The 16060-nt window shown below is 72.6% G+C and carries 15 protein-coding genes; 4 read left to right on the top strand and 11 right to left on the bottom strand.

What is annotated here, in order from left to right:
- Positions 1-18 precede the first annotated feature (18 nt).
- The 6 genes from GA0115233_RS20200 to GA0115233_RS20180 all read right to left on the bottom strand — a co-directional run bounded on the left by GA0115233_RS20200 (position 19) and on the right by GA0115233_RS20180 (position 5089).
- Positions 19-1176: a hypothetical protein gene (locus GA0115233_RS20200; RefSeq protein WP_093721659.1), complete on the bottom strand. Its 1158-nt coding sequence runs from the start codon at positions 1174-1176 to the stop codon at positions 19-21.
- Positions 1177-1305: 129 nt separating this feature from the next.
- The gene (locus GA0115233_RS20195) at positions 1306-2301 is read right to left on the bottom strand and encodes an iron-containing redox enzyme family protein (protein WP_093721658.1); all 996 of its coding nucleotides are present in this window, start codon (positions 2299-2301) and stop codon (positions 1306-1308) included.
- On the bottom strand, positions 2298-2519 hold the full coding sequence (locus tag GA0115233_RS20190) for a CDGSH iron-sulfur domain-containing protein (protein ID WP_176711877.1): 222 nt from the start codon (positions 2517-2519) through the stop codon (positions 2298-2300). Before GA0115233_RS20190 ends, GA0115233_RS20195 begins: the two co-directional genes overlap by 4 nt.
- Positions 2503-3180, bottom strand: a complete 678-nt coding sequence (locus tag GA0115233_RS20185) for a HemK2/MTQ2 family protein methyltransferase (RefSeq protein WP_093721656.1) — start codon at positions 3178-3180, stop codon at positions 2503-2505. The genes GA0115233_RS20190 and GA0115233_RS20185 overlap by 17 nt, the downstream gene beginning before the upstream one ends.
- Positions 3181-3285: 105 nt before the next feature.
- The gene (locus GA0115233_RS41115) at positions 3286-3462 is read right to left on the bottom strand and encodes a hypothetical protein (protein WP_176711876.1); all 177 of its coding nucleotides are present in this window, start codon (positions 3460-3462) and stop codon (positions 3286-3288) included.
- A gap of 100 nt (positions 3463-3562) precedes the next feature.
- The gene (locus GA0115233_RS20180) at positions 3563-5089 is read right to left on the bottom strand and encodes an FAD-dependent oxidoreductase (protein WP_093721655.1); all 1527 of its coding nucleotides are present in this window, start codon (positions 5087-5089) and stop codon (positions 3563-3565) included.
- 134 nt (positions 5090-5223) lie between these two features.
- Here GA0115233_RS20180 and GA0115233_RS20175 point away from each other — a divergent pair, with 134 nt between their 5' ends.
- Both GA0115233_RS20175 and GA0115233_RS20170 read left to right on the top strand, forming a co-directional pair.
- Positions 5224-5697, top strand: coding sequence for an SRPBCC family protein (locus tag GA0115233_RS20175; protein WP_093721654.1), 474 nt, complete (start codon positions 5224-5226; stop codon positions 5695-5697).
- Positions 5698-5851: 154 nt separating this feature from the next.
- Positions 5852-6682, top strand: a complete 831-nt coding sequence (locus tag GA0115233_RS20170; protein ID WP_093721653.1) for an endonuclease/exonuclease/phosphatase family protein — start codon at positions 5852-5854, stop codon at positions 6680-6682.
- Between the two features lie 3 nt (positions 6683-6685).
- Here GA0115233_RS20170 and GA0115233_RS20165 read toward each other — a convergent pair whose 3' ends face one another.
- Genes GA0115233_RS20165 through GA0115233_RS20155 form a run of 3 tightly spaced genes read right to left on the bottom strand, consistent with a single transcriptional unit; the run spans position 6686 to position 9579 of the window.
- Positions 6686-7681 (bottom strand): HEAT repeat domain-containing protein, encoded by a 996-nt coding sequence (locus GA0115233_RS20165; protein WP_093721652.1) that lies wholly within the window; start codon positions 7679-7681, stop codon positions 6686-6688.
- A 6-nt stretch (positions 7682-7687) separates the two neighbouring features.
- The gene (locus GA0115233_RS20160; protein ID WP_255310272.1) at positions 7688-8332 is read right to left on the bottom strand and encodes a HEAT repeat domain-containing protein; all 645 of its coding nucleotides are present in this window, start codon (positions 8330-8332) and stop codon (positions 7688-7690) included.
- Between the two features lie 47 nt (positions 8333-8379).
- Positions 8380-9579 carry a cysteine desulfurase-like protein gene (locus tag GA0115233_RS20155; protein ID WP_093721650.1) on the bottom strand — a complete coding sequence of 400 codons (1200 nt, stop codon included), beginning with the start codon at positions 9577-9579 and terminating at the stop codon, positions 8380-8382.
- 153 nt (positions 9580-9732) lie between these two features.
- Between GA0115233_RS20155 and GA0115233_RS20150 the strand changes: the two genes are divergently transcribed.
- The gene (locus GA0115233_RS20150) at positions 9733-10695 is read left to right on the top strand and encodes a LysR family transcriptional regulator (protein WP_093721649.1); all 963 of its coding nucleotides are present in this window, start codon (positions 9733-9735) and stop codon (positions 10693-10695) included.
- Positions 10696-11036: 341 nt separating this feature from the next.
- Complete coding sequence (locus tag GA0115233_RS20145) at positions 11037-11963, top strand: sensor histidine kinase (protein ID WP_304363116.1); 927 nt, start codon at positions 11037-11039, stop codon at positions 11961-11963.
- Here the strand turns inward: GA0115233_RS20145 and GA0115233_RS20140 are convergent.
- The gene (locus GA0115233_RS20140; protein WP_093721648.1) at positions 11915-13129 is read right to left on the bottom strand and encodes a globin domain-containing protein; all 1215 of its coding nucleotides are present in this window, start codon (positions 13127-13129) and stop codon (positions 11915-11917) included. The two genes, GA0115233_RS20145 and GA0115233_RS20140, sit on opposite strands and share 49 nt — an antisense overlap.
- 187 nt (positions 13130-13316) lie before the next feature.
- Complete coding sequence (gene adhE, locus GA0115233_RS20135; RefSeq protein WP_093721647.1) at positions 13317-16013, bottom strand: bifunctional acetaldehyde-CoA/alcohol dehydrogenase; 2697 nt, start codon at positions 16011-16013, stop codon at positions 13317-13319.
- Between the last annotated feature and the right edge of the window lie 47 nt (positions 16014-16060).

The following is a 16060-nucleotide window of genomic DNA, read 5'->3' as shown; positions in this document are numbered from 1 at the left end:
AGGCGCGTTGTCACTCGCTCAGGCCCCGAACCGCTCCGTGTACGTCTCCGTCGGCGGCGCCGCGACCGGGCGGGTCATCCCCGCCGACCAGTAGTCGCCGGTGCCCGGGATGCGGGTGATGTCGTGGAGATACGGGGCCGGAGCCGGGCCCTGCGGACCGCGGACCACCGTCCAGCCGGTGCCGTCCCGGCGCAGATACGTGCTGCGGGTCTGGTCCTGGTAGTTCCAGCCGCTGATCCACGCCGCGCGGCCCCGCGCGTCGGCGGCCACGGCGCTGAGGGCGCCGACGGTGAATCCGACGTCCGGGCGCGTCCAGGCCACGCCGTCCCAGTGGGCCAGGGCGGGATTGCCGGGGCGGCCCGGCGGCCCGCCCACACCCGCCTCCGTGCCCACCGCCCACACGTCGTCCGGGGTGTCCGCGTGCACGTCGCCGATGCCCAGGCGCAGTCCCGTGATCGGCGGCAGCACCGACCACGAGCCGTTCCAGCGGGCCACCAGGCCGTTCCAGCCACCGCCGTTCGACCGGTCGCCGCACACCCAGACGTCATCGGGTGCCCGCCACACCACCCGGTGGAGTGCCGCGCTTGTCACCGGCAACGGGTCCAGCCATCGCCACCTGTTCCCGTCGCCGTGCAGCAGCCGCAGGGCTCCGCCGCGCAGCCCGGCGACCCACACCCGCCGGGCGGGGCTCACCGCGACGGCGTACAGGCGCAGATCGGGCTCTCCCTGCCCCGGGAAGGCGGCCTCACGCCACGTCGTCCCGTCCCAGCGCAGCAGGGCGCTCGCGCCCCCGGCCCGCTGGCCCACGCTCCACGCGAACCCGGCGTCGACACCGGCCACATCGCTCAGCCGCGTCAGTTCCAGGACCATCAGGTCGACCCTGGACCAGGCGCTCCCGTCCCACGTCATGGCCAGTGCCCGCCCGCCCCCGGCCCCGCCGAACTGCTCCTCGCCGACGGCCCACGCCAGCGCGGGCCCGGCGGCTGCGATACGGCGTAACTGCGCCGGAGGGGTACTGCCGGGAGCCGGTACGGGGTGCCAGCCCTTCGGTACAGGTACAGGCACAGGCATCGGCGGCGTGCTCGCGTCGGTGCTGCCCGCGCGGGCCGGGTCCGGTGCCAGGGCCAGTGCCGACAGGGTGCCGATCGCGCCTGCCACGAAGCGCCTGCGTCTCATGGAAGTCCTCCCCGGTGACGGTGTGCCGGTCCGATGGGAAGGACCACCCTTAATCGATCTGTCACGGTGGTCTAGATAGCCACGTGACAAAGGCGGCCTGATGCGCCGGTGCCTGTGCCGCGGGCGTCCTCACAGCGCGCCGAGCGCCGCCGATTCCCCCGCGCGCCAGGCACCGAGCAGCCTCGCCCCGAGGCGGTCCTCCAGGTGACCGGTCGCGCGGATACCGAAGACCACGTCCTGCTCCAAGTGCGGTTCGCTCTCCAGGAGTCCGCCGACGACGTCATGGCGTACGACCTGTTCGTGCACCGCGTCCGCCTCCACGTGCTCGGTGTAGAAGCGCACCGCGGCGGGTCCCGCCCCGGCCCGTTCCAGGGCACCGGCGATCCGGCGCGAGGCGGGGGAGGAGGTGACCTCCACGAAGGCGAAGTGGCCCACGAGGGCCGCGCGCAGGGCGCGGCGCAGGCCGAAGAGGGACATCAGGTTGACGGTGGCCAGCACTTCGGCGGGCGCGGAGTCGAGGTAGTGGCCGTAGCCGGTGTCGAGGCCGAGGTCCGCCATGAGGTCGGCGTACAGCTGGGCGTGGATGTCCTCGGCGCGGCCCGCTCCGAACTCGTCGAACTCCACGGCGACCATCGCCGCCTTGGCCCGCCCGCGCAGCCGGGGGATGACCCAGGCGTGCGGGTCCGCCTCCTTGAGGTGGTACAGCGAGCGCAGTGCCGCGTACTCGCGCAGCTGGTCCAGGCGGGCTTCGTCGCGCAGATAGTGCGAGACGCTTCCGGAACCGTCCACCGGCTCGACCTGGAGTTCGTCCAGCGCCTTCCATGCGTCGGCGGTGCCGTCGACGGGGACGTCCTCGCGCAGGGTGTCCAGGAACCGCTGCTCGATCGCATCGCGCAGGCCCAGCAGCCGGGCGTCCCACTCCAGTTCCTCGGGCACGCCCTCGAAGCCCCGGTAGTGCAGCTCGTACAGCATGTAGAGGGCGAGTTGGAGGTCCTCGTCGTACGGGGCGCAGTCCGCCGGTGCCGGTGCGTCCCCCGGGGCCGAGCCCTGGAGCAGCGCCAACACGGCCGTGGACAGCGGTCCGCGCGGTCGTGGCAACGGTGGTGCGGAGGCGGGGTGGTTCATGCCGGTCCGCCTTCGCCGGAGTGCCGTTCGCGGCGGCGGTGGCTGGTGTCGCACCAGGGGAAGGTACGGCTGCGGCGGCAGGTGCACAGGGCGACCATGAACCGGTCGGAGACCGTCACCTCGCCGTCCTCGCCCACGACTTCGACGGGACCCTCGACCAGCAGCGGCCCGTCGCGCTGGACCCGGGCACGGCGCGGGCGTTCAGGCGAGTTCACCACGGATCACCACCAGTTCTTCCGTCGTGTCGGCGTCGGCGAGGTGCTGTTCGCGCAGCCAGCCGAGCCGCGAGCGCAGCACCGGCCCGTACGGCAGCGAGGTCCGGTCGACGACCCTTGCGCGCAGCCCGGCCCGTTCCAGCCGGGTGAGGGTGGTGTCGATTCCGCACAGGTGCGAGTGGACCATCAGCAGCGTGCCGTCGGGGCGCAGCAGGGTGGGCGCGGTGTCGCAGATACGGTCGATGAACCGGCGGCCGTTGTCACCGGCGTCCCAGGCTCTCGCCGGGCCCTTGGGCGGGACGGGGCCGGGGGCGGGCACGTAGGGCGGGTTGGAGATGACCAGGTCGAAGCGGCGGCCCGGCACGGCCGCTGCCAGGTCGCCGTGGCGCACGCGCAGGGTCAGGCCGTTGAGGAGGGCGTTGGACCAGGCGGTGAGCAGGGCCCGCCAGGAGATGTCCACCGCGGTGACCCGTCCGCCCAGACGGGCCGCCTCCACGGCGAGGACACCGCTCCCGGTGCCCAGGTCCAGCACCTCCGTCCCGGAGGTCACACGTTCGCGGCGCAGCGCCCGGCCGAGGAGCCGGGTGTCGGTCTGCGGACGGTACACGCCCCGGGGCACCCAGTAGCGCAGGGGTGGGGAGATGACGTGGGTGTGGGTGGTCATGGGCTGCCTTTCTCAGCGGGGCGCCGCGGGCCGGTGGCCGGCGAGTCGTCCGCGCACTGCGGGCCGGTGGCCGGCGGCCGCGCCGAGTCCTCCGTCGTCACCGGTTCAGTCCTCGCCCCGGACGATGTTGTCCTCGGAGCCGGCCGAGGTGGACGTCCGGGAGGCCGGGGGCGACACGGCGGGGACGCAGGTGCGGATCGCCTTCCCGCGCTGCTGGCGGGCCTTCGTCCATCCGGTCTCACGTATGGTCAGGGTCTTCTGGTCCAAGGGGCGCGCGGTCACGGCGCTTCAACTTCTCTCTGGAGTCATGGGGAGCCGGTCTCTTCACGGCTCTCGATGGGATGGGGCCCGAGTTCCCGCGATCATGGCCGGGAAACGGGGTTCATGGCTCCCGTTTGGGCAGCGGCCGTACGGCGGGGCCCTGCAGGACCCGGCCGTCCACACCGAACCGGGAGCCGTGGCAGGGGCATTCCCACGCCTGTTCCGCCTTGTTGAAGGCGACGAGACAGCCCAGGTGGGTGCAGCGGGCGGACACCGAGTGGAGCTGTCCGTCCGCGTCGCGGTGGACCGCGCAGTGGCTCGCGCCCACCCGCACCACGGCGCCCTCGCCCGGGGCGATGTCCTCGATGCCGGGCCCGGTCAGCGGAGAGATCCGGTCACCGACGAAGTGCCGCGTCACCTGCGCCTGATGCTTCAGGAACGCCCCGGCCTCGCGCACGACGGTGCCCACCCGGCGGGGATCGTAGAGGCCGCTCCACTCGACCTCGCGCCCCGCCAGCAGGTCGCTGATCAGGCGGCCCGCCATGATGCCGCCGCTCAGCCCCCAGCCGCCGAAGCCGGTCGCCACATAGGTGTGCCGGCCGCCGGGACGGAACGGCCCGACCAGCGGGACGGAGTCGGTGGAGTCGTTGTCCTGGGTGGCCCAGCGGTGCGTGAGTGTGACTCCGGGGAACCGGGACTCGGCCCAGTGCGCGAGCCGCGCGAAGCGCTCCTCGGTGTCGGCGGTGCCGGGGGTGAAGTGCTCCCCGGTGACGATCAGCAGCCGCCGGCCGTCGGCGAGGGGCGCCGAGCGGATCGAGCGGGTGTTCCGGTCGGGGGTGATGTACATGTCCCGGGGGGCCGCTTCCGCGTCCACGGCACCGGCCACCACCAGCTCCCGGCGCGGGGAGAGCCGCGCGAAGAGCAGCGCCCGGTCGAAGACGGGGTAGTGCGTGGCGATCACGACCTCCCGCGCCCGCACCGACCCGCCCGCCTCCGTCCGCAGCACGCAGGGCTCGCCCTCGGTGAGGTCGACCACCCGGGTGCCCTCGTGCACCGAGGCGCCGCGCCGGACCAGGTCGTCGGCCAGGGCCAGCAGGTACTTGCGGGGATGGAACTGTGCCTGTCCGCTCACCCGGACCGCCCCGGCGACCGGGAAGGGCAGCCCGGTCTCCGTGACGAACTCCGCCGGCAGGCCCGCCTCGCGCGCCGCGTCGGCCTCGGCCCGCAGCTCCGCGACACGCCCGGGATCCTCGGCGTACGTGTACGCCGCCGCCTCCTCCCACTCGCACTCGATGCCCAGCTCGGCCACGACGTCGGCGGCGTGCCGGATCGCGGAGTCCTGGGAGCGCGCGTACAGCCGGGCGCCCTCGGGCCCCCGGGTGCGGCGCAGCCGGTCGTAGATCAGGGTGTGCAGGGCGGTGAGCTTGGCCGTCGTGTGCCCGGTGACCCCGGCGGCCAGCCGCCCGGCCTCCAGCACGGCGACCTCGCGGCCCTGGCGCGCCAGTTCCCAGGCCGTGCTCAGGCCCGCGACGCCGCCGCCGATCACGGCGACGTCGACCGTGAGGTCACCGGTGGGCGGGGGCGCGGGCGCGCCGGGCGGCGCGGTATCGAGCCAGTACGAACCCTGCAGATCGGTCTCGGCATTCATGGCGGCCGGGTTCCCCCGTGCCGCCCGGACAAGCGGTCCACGTCACGGGTGAACTTTCAGCGGCGGATTCCCGGGTACCCGGCGTCCCGTACCCGCGGGGCCGACCCGCACGACGAGCGGACCAGGAGGGTTCGATGAGCACGGTCAAGGAAACGGTCGACGTGGAGGTTCCGCTGCGCCGGGCCTACGACCAGTGGACGCAGTTCGAGGACTTCCCGCGGTTCATGGAGGGCGTGGACGAGGTCACGCAGCTCGACGCCCGGCACAACCACTGGACCACCAGCATCGGCGGCGTACGGCGCGAGTTCGACACCGAGATCGTCGACCAGCTCGCGGACGACCGGATCACCTGGCGGACCGTCGACGGCGACACCCGGCAGCGCGGCTCGGTCCGGTTCGAACGACTGGACGACACGCACACCCGAGTCGAGCTCACGATGGACGTCGAACCGACGGGCATGGCCGAGAAGGGCGCCGACGCCCTCGGCATGATCGACCGCCGGATCAAGGGCGACCTGCATCGCTTCAAGGACTACGTGGAAGGCGGCGGCAGCACGGGCGGCTGGCGCGGACGCATCCGCCCGGAGGACCCGGGCGCCACCCTCTGACAGCGAAAACGCCCCGGCCGGACCCACGCCGTCGTGGGCCCGGCCGGGGCTCTTCGCGCCCCGGCACCCGGTCACGGACAGCAAACCGACAACTTGGTCTCCTAATCTTGGGGTTGAAGACGTCGGAGCAGTCCGTACGCACGACCGGGAGGCGATGTTGTTCGCAAGGGGCGCGTGGTTGCTCGTGGTCGCCGTGATCGCCGGCTGCGCGGTACTCGTCGGCCCCAGCGCGCCCGGAGGGGCCTCCGACCAGTCCCGGGCAGCCGCGCGTGACGCCGTGCCCAACCGCGTCATGACGTGGAACCTGTGCAACCCCTGCGACGAGAGCAACGTCGACCGCGCCGCCGAGATCGCCAGGTACGCGCCCCAGGTCATCGCCGTGCAGGAGGCCTGCCAGAACGACGTCGCGAGGATCCGGGAGTACCTGGAGAACCTGCACGGGCTGAAGTACCACGTCGAGTACGGCACCGTCCTGCGCAAGTGGAGCCGCTGCGGCGGAGCGCCCTGGAACCCGGGAGCGTACGGCCAGGCCCTGCTGGCGGCGGCGCCGATGACGGACTTTGAGAAGGTGGAGTACGCCGACGGCGGCTCCGAGGACCGCGGCTACATGGCCGTCACCACCCGGGTCGACGGCAGGGCCGTCCGGGTCTTCAACACCCACCTCGCCGAGCGGCGCCAGGAGGAGATCCGCGCGGACCAGGCGGACGCCCTCGCCAAGGTGGTCGCCCGGCACAAGCGGACCATCGTCCTCGGTGACTTCAACGCGGTACCGGACGCCCCCGAGCTGTCGCCGATGTGGGCGCTGGCCGAGGACGCCGACCCGCAGTGCCACCCCGCGCCCGAGCTCGACTGCGAACCGACCACCGAGTGGCAGAGCAAGTTCGACTACATCTTCCTGCGCGGCTACGCCCCGCTCACCCACCACGTCCGGCAGTCCGCCTACTCGGACCACTACGTCGTCTACGCCGACCTGAAGGCGAAGTGACGGTCAGCGCGGGTCGCGCAACGTCAGGACGTACGCGGCGGTGAGCGCCACGCCCCGGTCCTCGTCCCGCGCCAGCTCGGCCAGGGCCCGGGACGCCGTGGCGCCGGGAATGTCGGCGAGGGCCTGAGCCAGCCGCCGCCTGGCGGCGTCGCCGCTGCCCAGACGCTCGACGAGACCGGCGGCGATCGTCTCGGACAGCGCGGGATCCCCGGCCAGCGTGCCGAGCGCGTCGGCGGCGTCCACGTCGTTCACCTCGTCGACGATCATGTCGATGAGCGTGGGGACCGCCTCGGCCGACCCACGCGCCCCCAGCACCAGCGCCGCGTGCCGCCGCACCGCGGGGTCGGAGCCGGTGAGGGCGTCATGGAGTACGGCGGTCGCGGCGGCGCCCGGCACCTCGGCGACGGCCCGGACGGCCCGCGCGCGTACCTCGGGATCCGGCGAGTCCAGACCCCGCGCCAGCAGCTCCGCCGCCCGGTCCCCGGACTGCGCCAGCGCCCAGCGCAGGGCACCGGCGACATTCGTCTCCGCCTCCTTCAGCACGGCGTCGACCAGGGCCTCCACCGGTACCGGGGTCTCCTCCACCGAGGACAGCGCCGCCCGCTGACGGCGCTGGGCGTTCTCCGAGGTCAGGCCGTGCAGGAGGGAAACGGCCCGGAAGACGTCCTCCCAGCCGTCGGGCTCGGCCGCGTCGATCCGCTGAAGGCGGCCCAGCAGCTCGGTCTCACGTGCGATGCGCTCCCGTGTCCGTCCGATGAGATCGGCGACCAGCTCCGAGGGCCTGAACCCGGGATCGTCCAGGGCCCGCCCGACATCGCGCAGCGACAGACCGAGCGACCGCAGGCTCTCGATGTGGAAGATCCGGCGGATGTCCGCGTCCGCGTACTCGCGGTAGCCGCCCGTCGTGCGTCCGGTGGGCCGCAGCAGGCCCAGTGCCTCGTAGTGCCGGAGCATGCGGGCGCTGACCCCGGACCGCCGTGCCACCTCGCCGATCAGCACCGCCGCTCACTCCTCCTGCCGTCCGGGACCCAGGGCCACCACGCGCTTGGCCTCCTCCAACGCGTACCCGAAGGCGGCGTCCGGGTCGCGCCTCAGCCTCTCCGTCGCGATCGCGTGCTGCCGTACACCGGGGTCGCGGTGGCTCCGCGCCGTGCGCAGGGCGGGCGCGGCGGCCTCCCCGAGGGCGACCAGCGCCCGGCTGAGACTGAGCTGCGTGTCCCGCCCGCCGCGACCGAGCTGGGACGCCAGCACGTCGGCCAAGGCGGGCTTGTCCGCCTCGGGCACGAGTATGACGGCAGCACGCCAGGCGCTCCGCGCCACCTCGTCGCAGGGGTCGGTCAGATGCGCCCGCGTGATCGCCGGCCAGGCCCGTGCGTCGCCCACCTTGGACAGGGTGTGCAGCGCCTGGCTGCGGGCCTGGGGGCGCTCGGAGCCGAGTTCCTCGACGAGCCTCGGGACCGTGATGCCGGGCGGGTGCCTGGTGAGCGCCCACGTGAGCATGTCCCGTACGAAGAACTCGGGCTCCACCGCGCACCGCTCGATCAGCGGGCCGACGTAGTCCGGGTCCGGGGCGGTGCCGACGGCCAGGGCCGCGCCGAGCCGTACGGAGGCGTCGCCGCTGCGCAGCCGTGTGATGTTCGGTGATGACATGGCCGCCAGTGAAGGGCTTGTCATCGTGTCAAGGTCAAGCGGCCGCGTCAGAGGAACGAGGCGAGCCCGTCGAGGAAGCGGTCGACGTCGTCGGCGGAGTTGTACGGGGCCAGGCCCGCGCGCAGCGCCGGGTCGTCGAGCTTGAGCGCGGTGAACGGCTCGTACGCGTAGAACGAACCCGCCGGTGCCACCACGCCCCGCGCCGCCAGGTGCTCCTGGGCCGCGCGGGCGTCACGACCGCCCAGGGACATCAGCAGGGTCGGCGTGCGGTCGGGAGCCTTGGAATGCAAGGTGATCGCGTCACCCAGGGCCTCCAGCCCCTCCTGCAGACGGGCCCGCAGCTCTCCTTCGTGCGCGTGCACGGAGGCCAGGGAGCTGATCAGGCGCTCCCTGCGCGAGGCGCCCGCGCCCGGGTCCAGAGCGGCCAGGAAGTCGACGGCGGCGGTGGCGCCCGCCAGGATCTCGTACGGCAGCGTCCCGAACTCGAACCGCTCCGGCACGGCGTCGGAGGAGGGCAGCAGCTTGTCCGGCCGCACGGTCTCCAGGAACTCGGGCGCCGCCGCGAGCACCCCGCAGTGCGGGCCGAGGAACTTGTACGGCGAGCAGACGAACAGGTCCGCGCCGAGTGCGGGCACGTCGACGAGGTGGTGCGCGGCGTAGTGCACGCCGTCCACGTACACCAGGGCGCCGATCTCATGGGCCCGGTCGGCGATGCGGCGCAGGGGCGGCTTCGTGCCCAGCACATTGGAGGCCGCCGTGACCGCGACCAGGCGGGTCCGGGAGGTGAGGGCGCGCTCGTAGGAGTCGAGGTCGAGTTCCGTCGTCTCCGGGTCGATCTCGATCCAGCGGACAGTCACGTCGGCGCGCTCGGCCGCCTGGATCCAGGGCCGGACGTTGGCGTCGTGGTCGAGGCGGCTGAGCACGATCTCGTCGCCGGGGCGCCACTGCTTGGCCAGGTGGCGGGAGAAGTCGTACGTCAGCTGGGTGGCGCTGCGGCCGTGGACGACGCCGTTCACCGGCACGTTCAGCAGGTCGGCGTAGGCGGCGCGGAAGTCCGCCACGGCGCGTTCGGCGTTGAGCTCGGACGGGCTGACGGTGCCGCGGTTGGACAGCGGGCCGGTCAGGGTGGCGGCGATGGCGTCGGCGACGGGCCGCGGGGTCTGTGTGCCGCCCGGCCCGTCGAAGAAGGCGAGCCCGGTGGCGAGGGAGGGGAAGTGGGCGCGCAGGGCGGGGAGGTCGAGGGGCATGGTCCCTGCTTTCGGTCGAGACTCGTCGAGGTGCCTCTACTGTGGCGGCGCGCTTGCTGCACGTAAAGCGATGGATTACGAAGGGAGAGTTCACGAGTCATGAAGGGGGCGGGATGATCATGAACGGGGAGGGACGAACATGAAGGGGGCGGGATGAAGCCGCAGCCGGACCTCAAGCTCCTGGCCACCTTCCTGGCCGTGGTGCGCCGGGGCTCGATGGCCGAGGCGGCGGTGGAACTCGGCTATGTGCCCTCCGCGGTCTCCCAGCACATCGCCGCCCTCGAACGTGACCTGGGCATTGAACTCATCGCCCGCCGCCCGGGCAGCAGGCTCATCCTCACCGCGGCCGGCCGCTCCCTCGCCCGCGCGACCGAGACGCTGTTCGACGCCACCGCCCGCTTCCAGGACGTGGCCCACGCCATCGCGGGCCGCGAGATCGCCGAAGTGCGGGTCGGGGTCTACCCGAGCGCGATGACGTACTTGCTGCCCCCGGTGCTGTCCGCGCTCAGGACACGAGGAGCGGGACCGGGTATCCGTCTCGTGGTCGTCGAGACCGACGAAGGCGTGCCGCGGGTGCGGTCGGGGGACATCGATCTGCTGATCGCCTACCGCTACCTGCCCGAGGACCCGCCCGCCCCCTCCGAGGGCCTCACCATCAGGGTCCTGGGCCGCGAGCCGCTGCTCCTCGTCGCCGGTGCCGACCCGGAACGGGGACGCCCGCTGAAGCTGGCCGACTGCCTGGAGCGCGAATGGGTCTCCGGCCACGCGAACAACCCCGACCGGCGCCTGCTGCGCCGCTGGGCGGGCGCGCTCGGGGTCGCGCCGCAGGTGACGCTGGAGACCGACGACCTGCACAGCATGCTCGCCATGATCCGGGCCGGGCTCGCTGTCGGTCTGATCCCCGCCACGCTGCTCGGCGGGGCAGGCGACAGCGAGGCCGAGAGGGTGACCCTGCCGGACGGAGTCGCCCCGCTGCACCGGGAAATCCTGGCCGTGGGCCGCCCCGGAGCGCACCCGCCCGTCGTCGACGAACTGGTGACACTGCTGGGCAATGCCGTGGACAGCCTTGGGCTGCCCACGACAGACCGGGGCCGGGGACTTTCAACGGAGGGGTGAGCGCCGCCGTCGGACGGATGACCGCGGCAGGGGTGACAGTGGCCCTGCTGGCAACCGCCGCACCGAGCCCCTCACCCCCTCCGCCCCAGATGTCCGACGCGGATGTGGAACGGGCCGTGGACCGGCTTCTACGGCCTTGTCCGGAACGTGAGTTACGACGACGCGGGACGCCTCCGGATCTCCCGCCAGCCATTCGCCAAGCGAGAGTATCCGCCCGCGGAGCGGTGTTGCCGGTCCAGTTTTCTGCTCGGGTGCTGCACGTATCGTCCGCGTATCGGAATTCGCATACGCCGTCGTGATCCGCCCCCGGCTCCAATGAGGGCATGAATCGCGAGGCGTCAGTGTCAGCGTCATCTCGCCGGGCGCGCCGGATCGTCGTGTGCGGTCTGGCCGTGGTCGGCCTGCTCGCATTGATCGTGGTCCGGCGGCCGCTGCTGATGGCCGCGCCGCAGTGTGTGGCCGGGCGGTGGCACGGGTGCTACGAATTCCGGGAGCTCTCCGACACGTTCGACGCGATGCTCGACCAACTGGAGTCCCACGTCGAGGAAGAGCGCCGGTTCGCCGCCAACGCCTCGCACGAGCTGCGCACCCCGCTCGCCGTCTCCCGTACGCTCCTCGACGTCGCCCGCGAGGACCCCACCCGGGACCGGGGGGAGGTCCTGGAACGCCTGCACGCGGTCAACACGCGGGCCATCGGCCTCGTCGAGGCCCTGCTCCTGCTCAGCCGCAGCGACCGCGCGGGCTTCACCCGCGACAGCGTCGATCTCTCCCTCCTCGCGGAGGAAGCCGCCGAGACCCTGCTCCCGCTCGCCGAGAAGCAGGGCATCACGCTCGACGTCCGTGGCGGGGAGGCGTGGACCAGCGGCTCCCCGGAGCTGCTGCTGCACATGGTGACGAACCTCGTCCAGAACGCCCTCGTCCACAACCTTCCCGCCGACGGCACCGTCACCGTCCGCAGCGAGACGGACGGCGACACCAGTGTGCTGCGGGTCGAGAACACCGGTCACCCGGTGCCGCAGGAACTCGTGCCGACCCTCACCGAGCCCTTCCGGCGCGGTACGGACCGCGTCCGCGGTGACGAGCACGCCGGGGCCGGACTGGGCCTGGCCATCGTGCGCAGCGTCGTCCGCGCGCACGACGGCACCCTCGACCTCGCCGCCCGCGATGCGGGCGGCCTGGCCGTGACGGTCCGGCTGCCCGCAGCGCGGCCGGACGGGGCTCAGGACGCCGCGTCGGGCAGCCAGAGGTCGGGGCCGAAGACCTCGTAGCGGATGCGCTGCGCGGGGACACCGGCGCGCAGCAGCTGGGCCCGGACGTCGCGCATGAACGGGAGCGGCCCGCACAGGAACACCGTGGCGTCCTGGGGGAGTTCGACGCCGTCGAGGTTCATCAGGCCCTCGCGCGCGTTGGGCTCCTCCGGGCCGGGGCGCTCGTACCAGAACACGGTGCGGGCGCCGGTCAGCCGTCCGACCAGTGCGCGGGTGTCGCCGCGCAGGGCGTGCTCGGCGGGGGAGCGGTCGGCGTGCAGGACGAGCACCGGGCGGGTCGAGCCGATGGCGTGGAGGTGGGCCAGGATGCTGGTCATGGGCGTGCCGCCGATGCCCGCGGAGACCAGGACGAGCGGGGTCGTGGTGTCGGCCGGGTCGTCGAGGAACACGTCGCCGAACGGTGCGGAGAGGGTCAGCTCGTCGCCCTCGTTGACCTGGCTGTGCAGGAGCGTGGACACCTCGCCGTCGGGGGTGCCGTCCGCCCCGGTGACCCGCTTGACGGTGATCCGGCGCAGATCGCCGCCGGGGTCGGAGGACAGGCTGTACTGGCGCGGCTGGTGCACCCCGTCGGGCATCCGCACCCGCACGCTCACGTACTGGCCCGCGCGGGCGCGCGGCGCCGGTTCGCCGTCGGAGGGGCTGAGTACGAAGGACACCACGTCCGGGGTCTCGGTGCGGCGTTCGACGACCGTCCACTTCCGCCAGACCTGGCCCGGGGCCACGCCCGCGTCCTGGTAGAGGCGGGCCTCGCGGCCGATCAGCGCCCCGGCCATCAGCCAGTACACCTCGTCCCAGGCGGCGGCCACCTCGGCGGTGACGGCGTCGCCGAGCACCTCCGCTATCGCGCCGAACAGGTACTTGTGGACGATCGTGTACTGGTCGTCCGTGACACCGACTGCGGCGTGCTTGTGCGCGATCCGGTCCAGCAGGGCGTCCGGCCGGGTACCCGGGTTGTCGAGCAGGGCGGTGGCGAACGCGGCGATCGAACCGGCCAGCGCGCGCCGCTGGTCGCCGCTGGCCTGGTTGCCGCGGTTGAACAGTCCGTCCAGCAGTTCCGGTCGGTCGCGGAACATGGTGCCGTAGAAGCGCGTGGTGATCTCGTCCAGCGCTCCGGCCACGGCGGGAAGGGTGGCACGGACCACGGCGGCGGACTCTGGGGACAGCATGAAGCCTCCCGGGCAGGGGTGTGGTGAGGGAAGAGTGCCGCGTCACGTCGGGCGGCACCCCACTGTGTATCAGGGACGGAAGGCCGGTTTCGGGCCGTTTCCCGACACCGGCCGAAGTAGGGCCGAACGGCCCTGTGCATGGGGTCACTTGGCCCTGGCCCCCATGCACAGGGCCCGGCGCCACGGGTCAGACGGCGGTCCCCGCAGCGCGTCCGTAGTACGCCCGGCGCATCAGTTCCCGCATGTCGTCCAGCATCGGCATGCGCGGGTTGGCCGGGGCGCACTGGTCCTCGTAGGCGTTCATCGCCTGCTGCGGCAGTGCGTCGAGGAAGCTCTGCTCGTCCACGCCGACGGCCTGGAACGAGGGCTCGATGCCCACCGCGTCACGGAGCCGTTCCACGGCGACGGCGAGGGACTCGACGCCCTCGGCGGCGGTGGCGGCGGGCAGGCCCAGGGCGCGGGCGATGTCCTGGAAGCGTTCCGGGGCCCGGTAGTTCTCGTACTTGGGCCAGCCGGTGAGCTTCGTGGGGACGGTGCCGTTGTAGCGGATGACGTGGGGCAGCAGGACCGCGTTGGTGCGGCCGTGGGCGATGCGGAAGGTGGCACCGAGCGTGTGCGACATGGCGTGCACGATGCCGAGGAAGGCGTTGCCGAAGGCCATGCCCGCGATGGTGCCCGCGTTGTGCATCCTCTCCCGCGCCTCGGCCGCGTTGTCGCGGTTGTTCACGGCCGCTTCGAGGTTGCCGAAGATCAGGCGTATCGCGTGCAGGGCGAGGCCGTCGGTGAAGTCGTTGGCGTAGACGGACACATACGCCTCGATGGCGTGGGTGAGGGCGTCGAAGCCGCTGTCGGCCGCGAGCGCCGGGGGCAGTTCGGCGGTGAGCAGCGGGTCGACGATGGCCACGCTCGGGGTGAGGGCGTAGTCGGCCAGCGGGTACTTCTTGCCCGTCGCCGGGTCGGAGATCACCGCGAACGGGGTGACCTCGGCGCCGGTGCCGGAGGTGGTCGGGATGCACACCAGACGGGCACGGGACCCGAGGACCGGGAAGCGGAAGGCGCGCTTGCGGATGTCGGAGAACTTCTGCCGCATGTCCGCGAAGTCGATGTCGGGCTGCTCGTACAGCAGCCACATCACCTTGGCCGCGTCCATCGGCGAACCGCCGCCCAGGGCGATGATCGTGTCCGGGTTGAAGTCCCGCATCAGGTCCGCGCCCCGGCGTACCGAGTCGATGCTCGGCTCGGGCTCCACGTTGTCGATGATCTGGAGGGTCACCGGCTCCGGGCGTCGTTGCAGCACGCGGCTCACCCGGTCCACGAAGCCCAGCCGGGTCATCGTGGCGTCGGTGACGACCGTGACGCGGTGCACGTCCGGCATCGACTGGAGGTAGCGGATGGCCTGCGGCTCGAAGTAGATCTTCGGGGGCACCTTGAACCACTGGAGGTTGTTGCGCCGGGTGGAGACCCGCTTGACGTTGAGGAGCTGGGCGGCCGAGACGTTGTTGGACACCGATGTGCTCCCCCAGGAACCGCAGCCGAGCGTGAGCGAGGGCAGCAGCCCGTTGTAGATGCCGCCGATCGCCCCTTGCGACGACGGGGAGTTGACGATCACGCGCACGGTCTTCATGCGCCTGCCGTACGCCTCCGCCAGCGCCCGGTCCTCGGTGTGTACGACCGCGCTGTGGCCCTGCCCGTGGAAGGCGACCATGTCGGCGGCCAGGTCGAAGCCCTGCTCCTCGGAACCGGCGCGCAGCACGGCGAGCACCGGGCACAGCTTCTCCCGGGTGAGCGGCTCGTCCGGCCCTACGTGGTCGGCCTCGACCAGGATGATCGAGGTGTCGGCCGGGACAGTGAACCCGGCGTGCTCGGCGATCCACGCCGGGCTCTGCCCGACGGCCGCCGAGTTGACCTTCGGCTCGCAGCCGCCGCCCGGCGCCTTGCCGGCCGGGAACAGGAACTCCTCCAGCTTCGCCTTCTCCTCGGGGGTCGCCAAGTGGGCGTGCAGGGTGCGGAATTCGGCGAGGGCGGCGTCGTAGATCTCCTCGTCGAGGATGACGGCCTGCTCGGAGGCGCAGATCATGCCGCTGTCGAAGGACTTCGACAGCACGAGGTCGTTGACGGCGCGGCGCAGCTTGGCGCTCTTGTGCACATAGGCGGGGACGTTGCCCGCGCCGACGCCCAGGGCGGGCTTCCCGGCCGAGTAGGCGGCCTTGACCATGGCGTTGCCGCCGGTGGCGAGGATCAGGGAGACACCCGGGTGGTGCATCAGCGTCCTGGTCGCCTCGACGGACGGCTCCTCGATCCACTGCACGCAGTGCTCGGGCGCGCCCGCGGCGACGGCGGCGTCCCGGACGATCCGGGCGGCCTCGGCGCTGCACCGCTGCGCGGAGGGGTGGAAGGCGAAGACGACCGGGTTGCGGGTCTTCAGCGCCATCAGCGCCTTGAAGATGGTGGTGGAGGTCGGGTTGGTGACCGGGGTGACCGCCGCGACCACACCGACCGGTTCGGCTATCTCGACGATGTCCTCGATCTCGTCGCGGGCGATGACCCCGACGGTCTTCATCCGGCCCATGCTGTGCGTGACGTGCTCGCACGCGAACATGTTCTTCGCGGCCTTGTCCTCGAAGATGCCGCGCCCGGTCTCCTCGACCGCCAGCCGGGCCAGCGCGGTGTGCTGGTCGAGGGCGGCGACCGACGCCTTCTTCACGATGTGGTCGATCCGCTCCTGGTCCAGGGACTCGTAGTCGGCCAGGGCCTTGAGCCCGTTGGTGACCAGTCGGTCGACAGCGACGGCGGTGTCGGACGGAGCCTTGGCCTTGGCGGCGGTGCCGGACCGTTCCTTGGTCGGGCCGGCAGTGGCGGTGGCGGTGCGGTCGTGGCGCGTCATGTGTGGCCTCCGTCGTCCCCGTAGCGGCCGCGCGGTCGGCGGCCCGT

The organism is Streptomyces sp. DI166, assembly GCF_900091315.1.
Taxonomy (GTDB): Bacteria; Actinomycetota; Actinomycetes; order Streptomycetales; family Streptomycetaceae; genus Streptomyces; species Streptomyces fuscus.
Note: the sequence above shows the minus strand (reverse complement) of the source record. Positions and strands in the feature narration are given on the sequence as shown.

Bases quoted from the DNA above. Each gene is read 5' to 3' on its own strand.
- GA0115233_RS20200 (WP_093721659.1), bottom strand. From the start codon at position 1,176: ATGAGACGCAGGCGCTTCGTGGCAGGCGCGATCGGCACCCTGTCGGCA.
- GA0115233_RS20195 (WP_093721658.1), bottom strand. From the start codon at position 2,301: ATGAACCACCCCGCCTCCGCACCACCGTTGCCACGACCGCGCGGACCG.
- GA0115233_RS20185 (WP_093721656.1), bottom strand. From the start codon at position 3,180: ATGACCACCCACACCCACGTCATCTCCCCACCCCTGCGCTACTGGGTG.
- GA0115233_RS20180 (WP_093721655.1), bottom strand. From the start codon at position 5,089: ATGAATGCCGAGACCGATCTGCAGGGTTCGTACTGGCTCGATACCGCG.
- GA0115233_RS20175 (WP_093721654.1), top strand. From the start codon at position 5,224: ATGAGCACGGTCAAGGAAACGGTCGACGTGGAGGTTCCGCTGCGCCGG.
- GA0115233_RS20170 (WP_093721653.1), top strand. From the start codon at position 5,852: ATGTTGTTCGCAAGGGGCGCGTGGTTGCTCGTGGTCGCCGTGATCGCC.
- GA0115233_RS20160 (WP_255310272.1), bottom strand. From the start codon at position 8,332: ATGTCATCACCGAACATCACACGGCTGCGCAGCGGCGACGCCTCCGTA.
- GA0115233_RS20155 (WP_093721650.1), bottom strand. From the start codon at position 9,579: ATGCCCCTCGACCTCCCCGCCCTGCGCGCCCACTTCCCCTCCCTCGCC.
- GA0115233_RS20150 (WP_093721649.1), top strand. From the start codon at position 9,733: ATGAAGCCGCAGCCGGACCTCAAGCTCCTGGCCACCTTCCTGGCCGTG.
- GA0115233_RS20140 (WP_093721648.1), bottom strand. From the start codon at position 13,129: ATGCTGTCCCCAGAGTCCGCCGCCGTGGTCCGTGCCACCCTTCCCGCC.
- adhE (WP_093721647.1), bottom strand. From the start codon at position 16,013: ATGACGCGCCACGACCGCACCGCCACCGCCACTGCCGGCCCGACCAAG.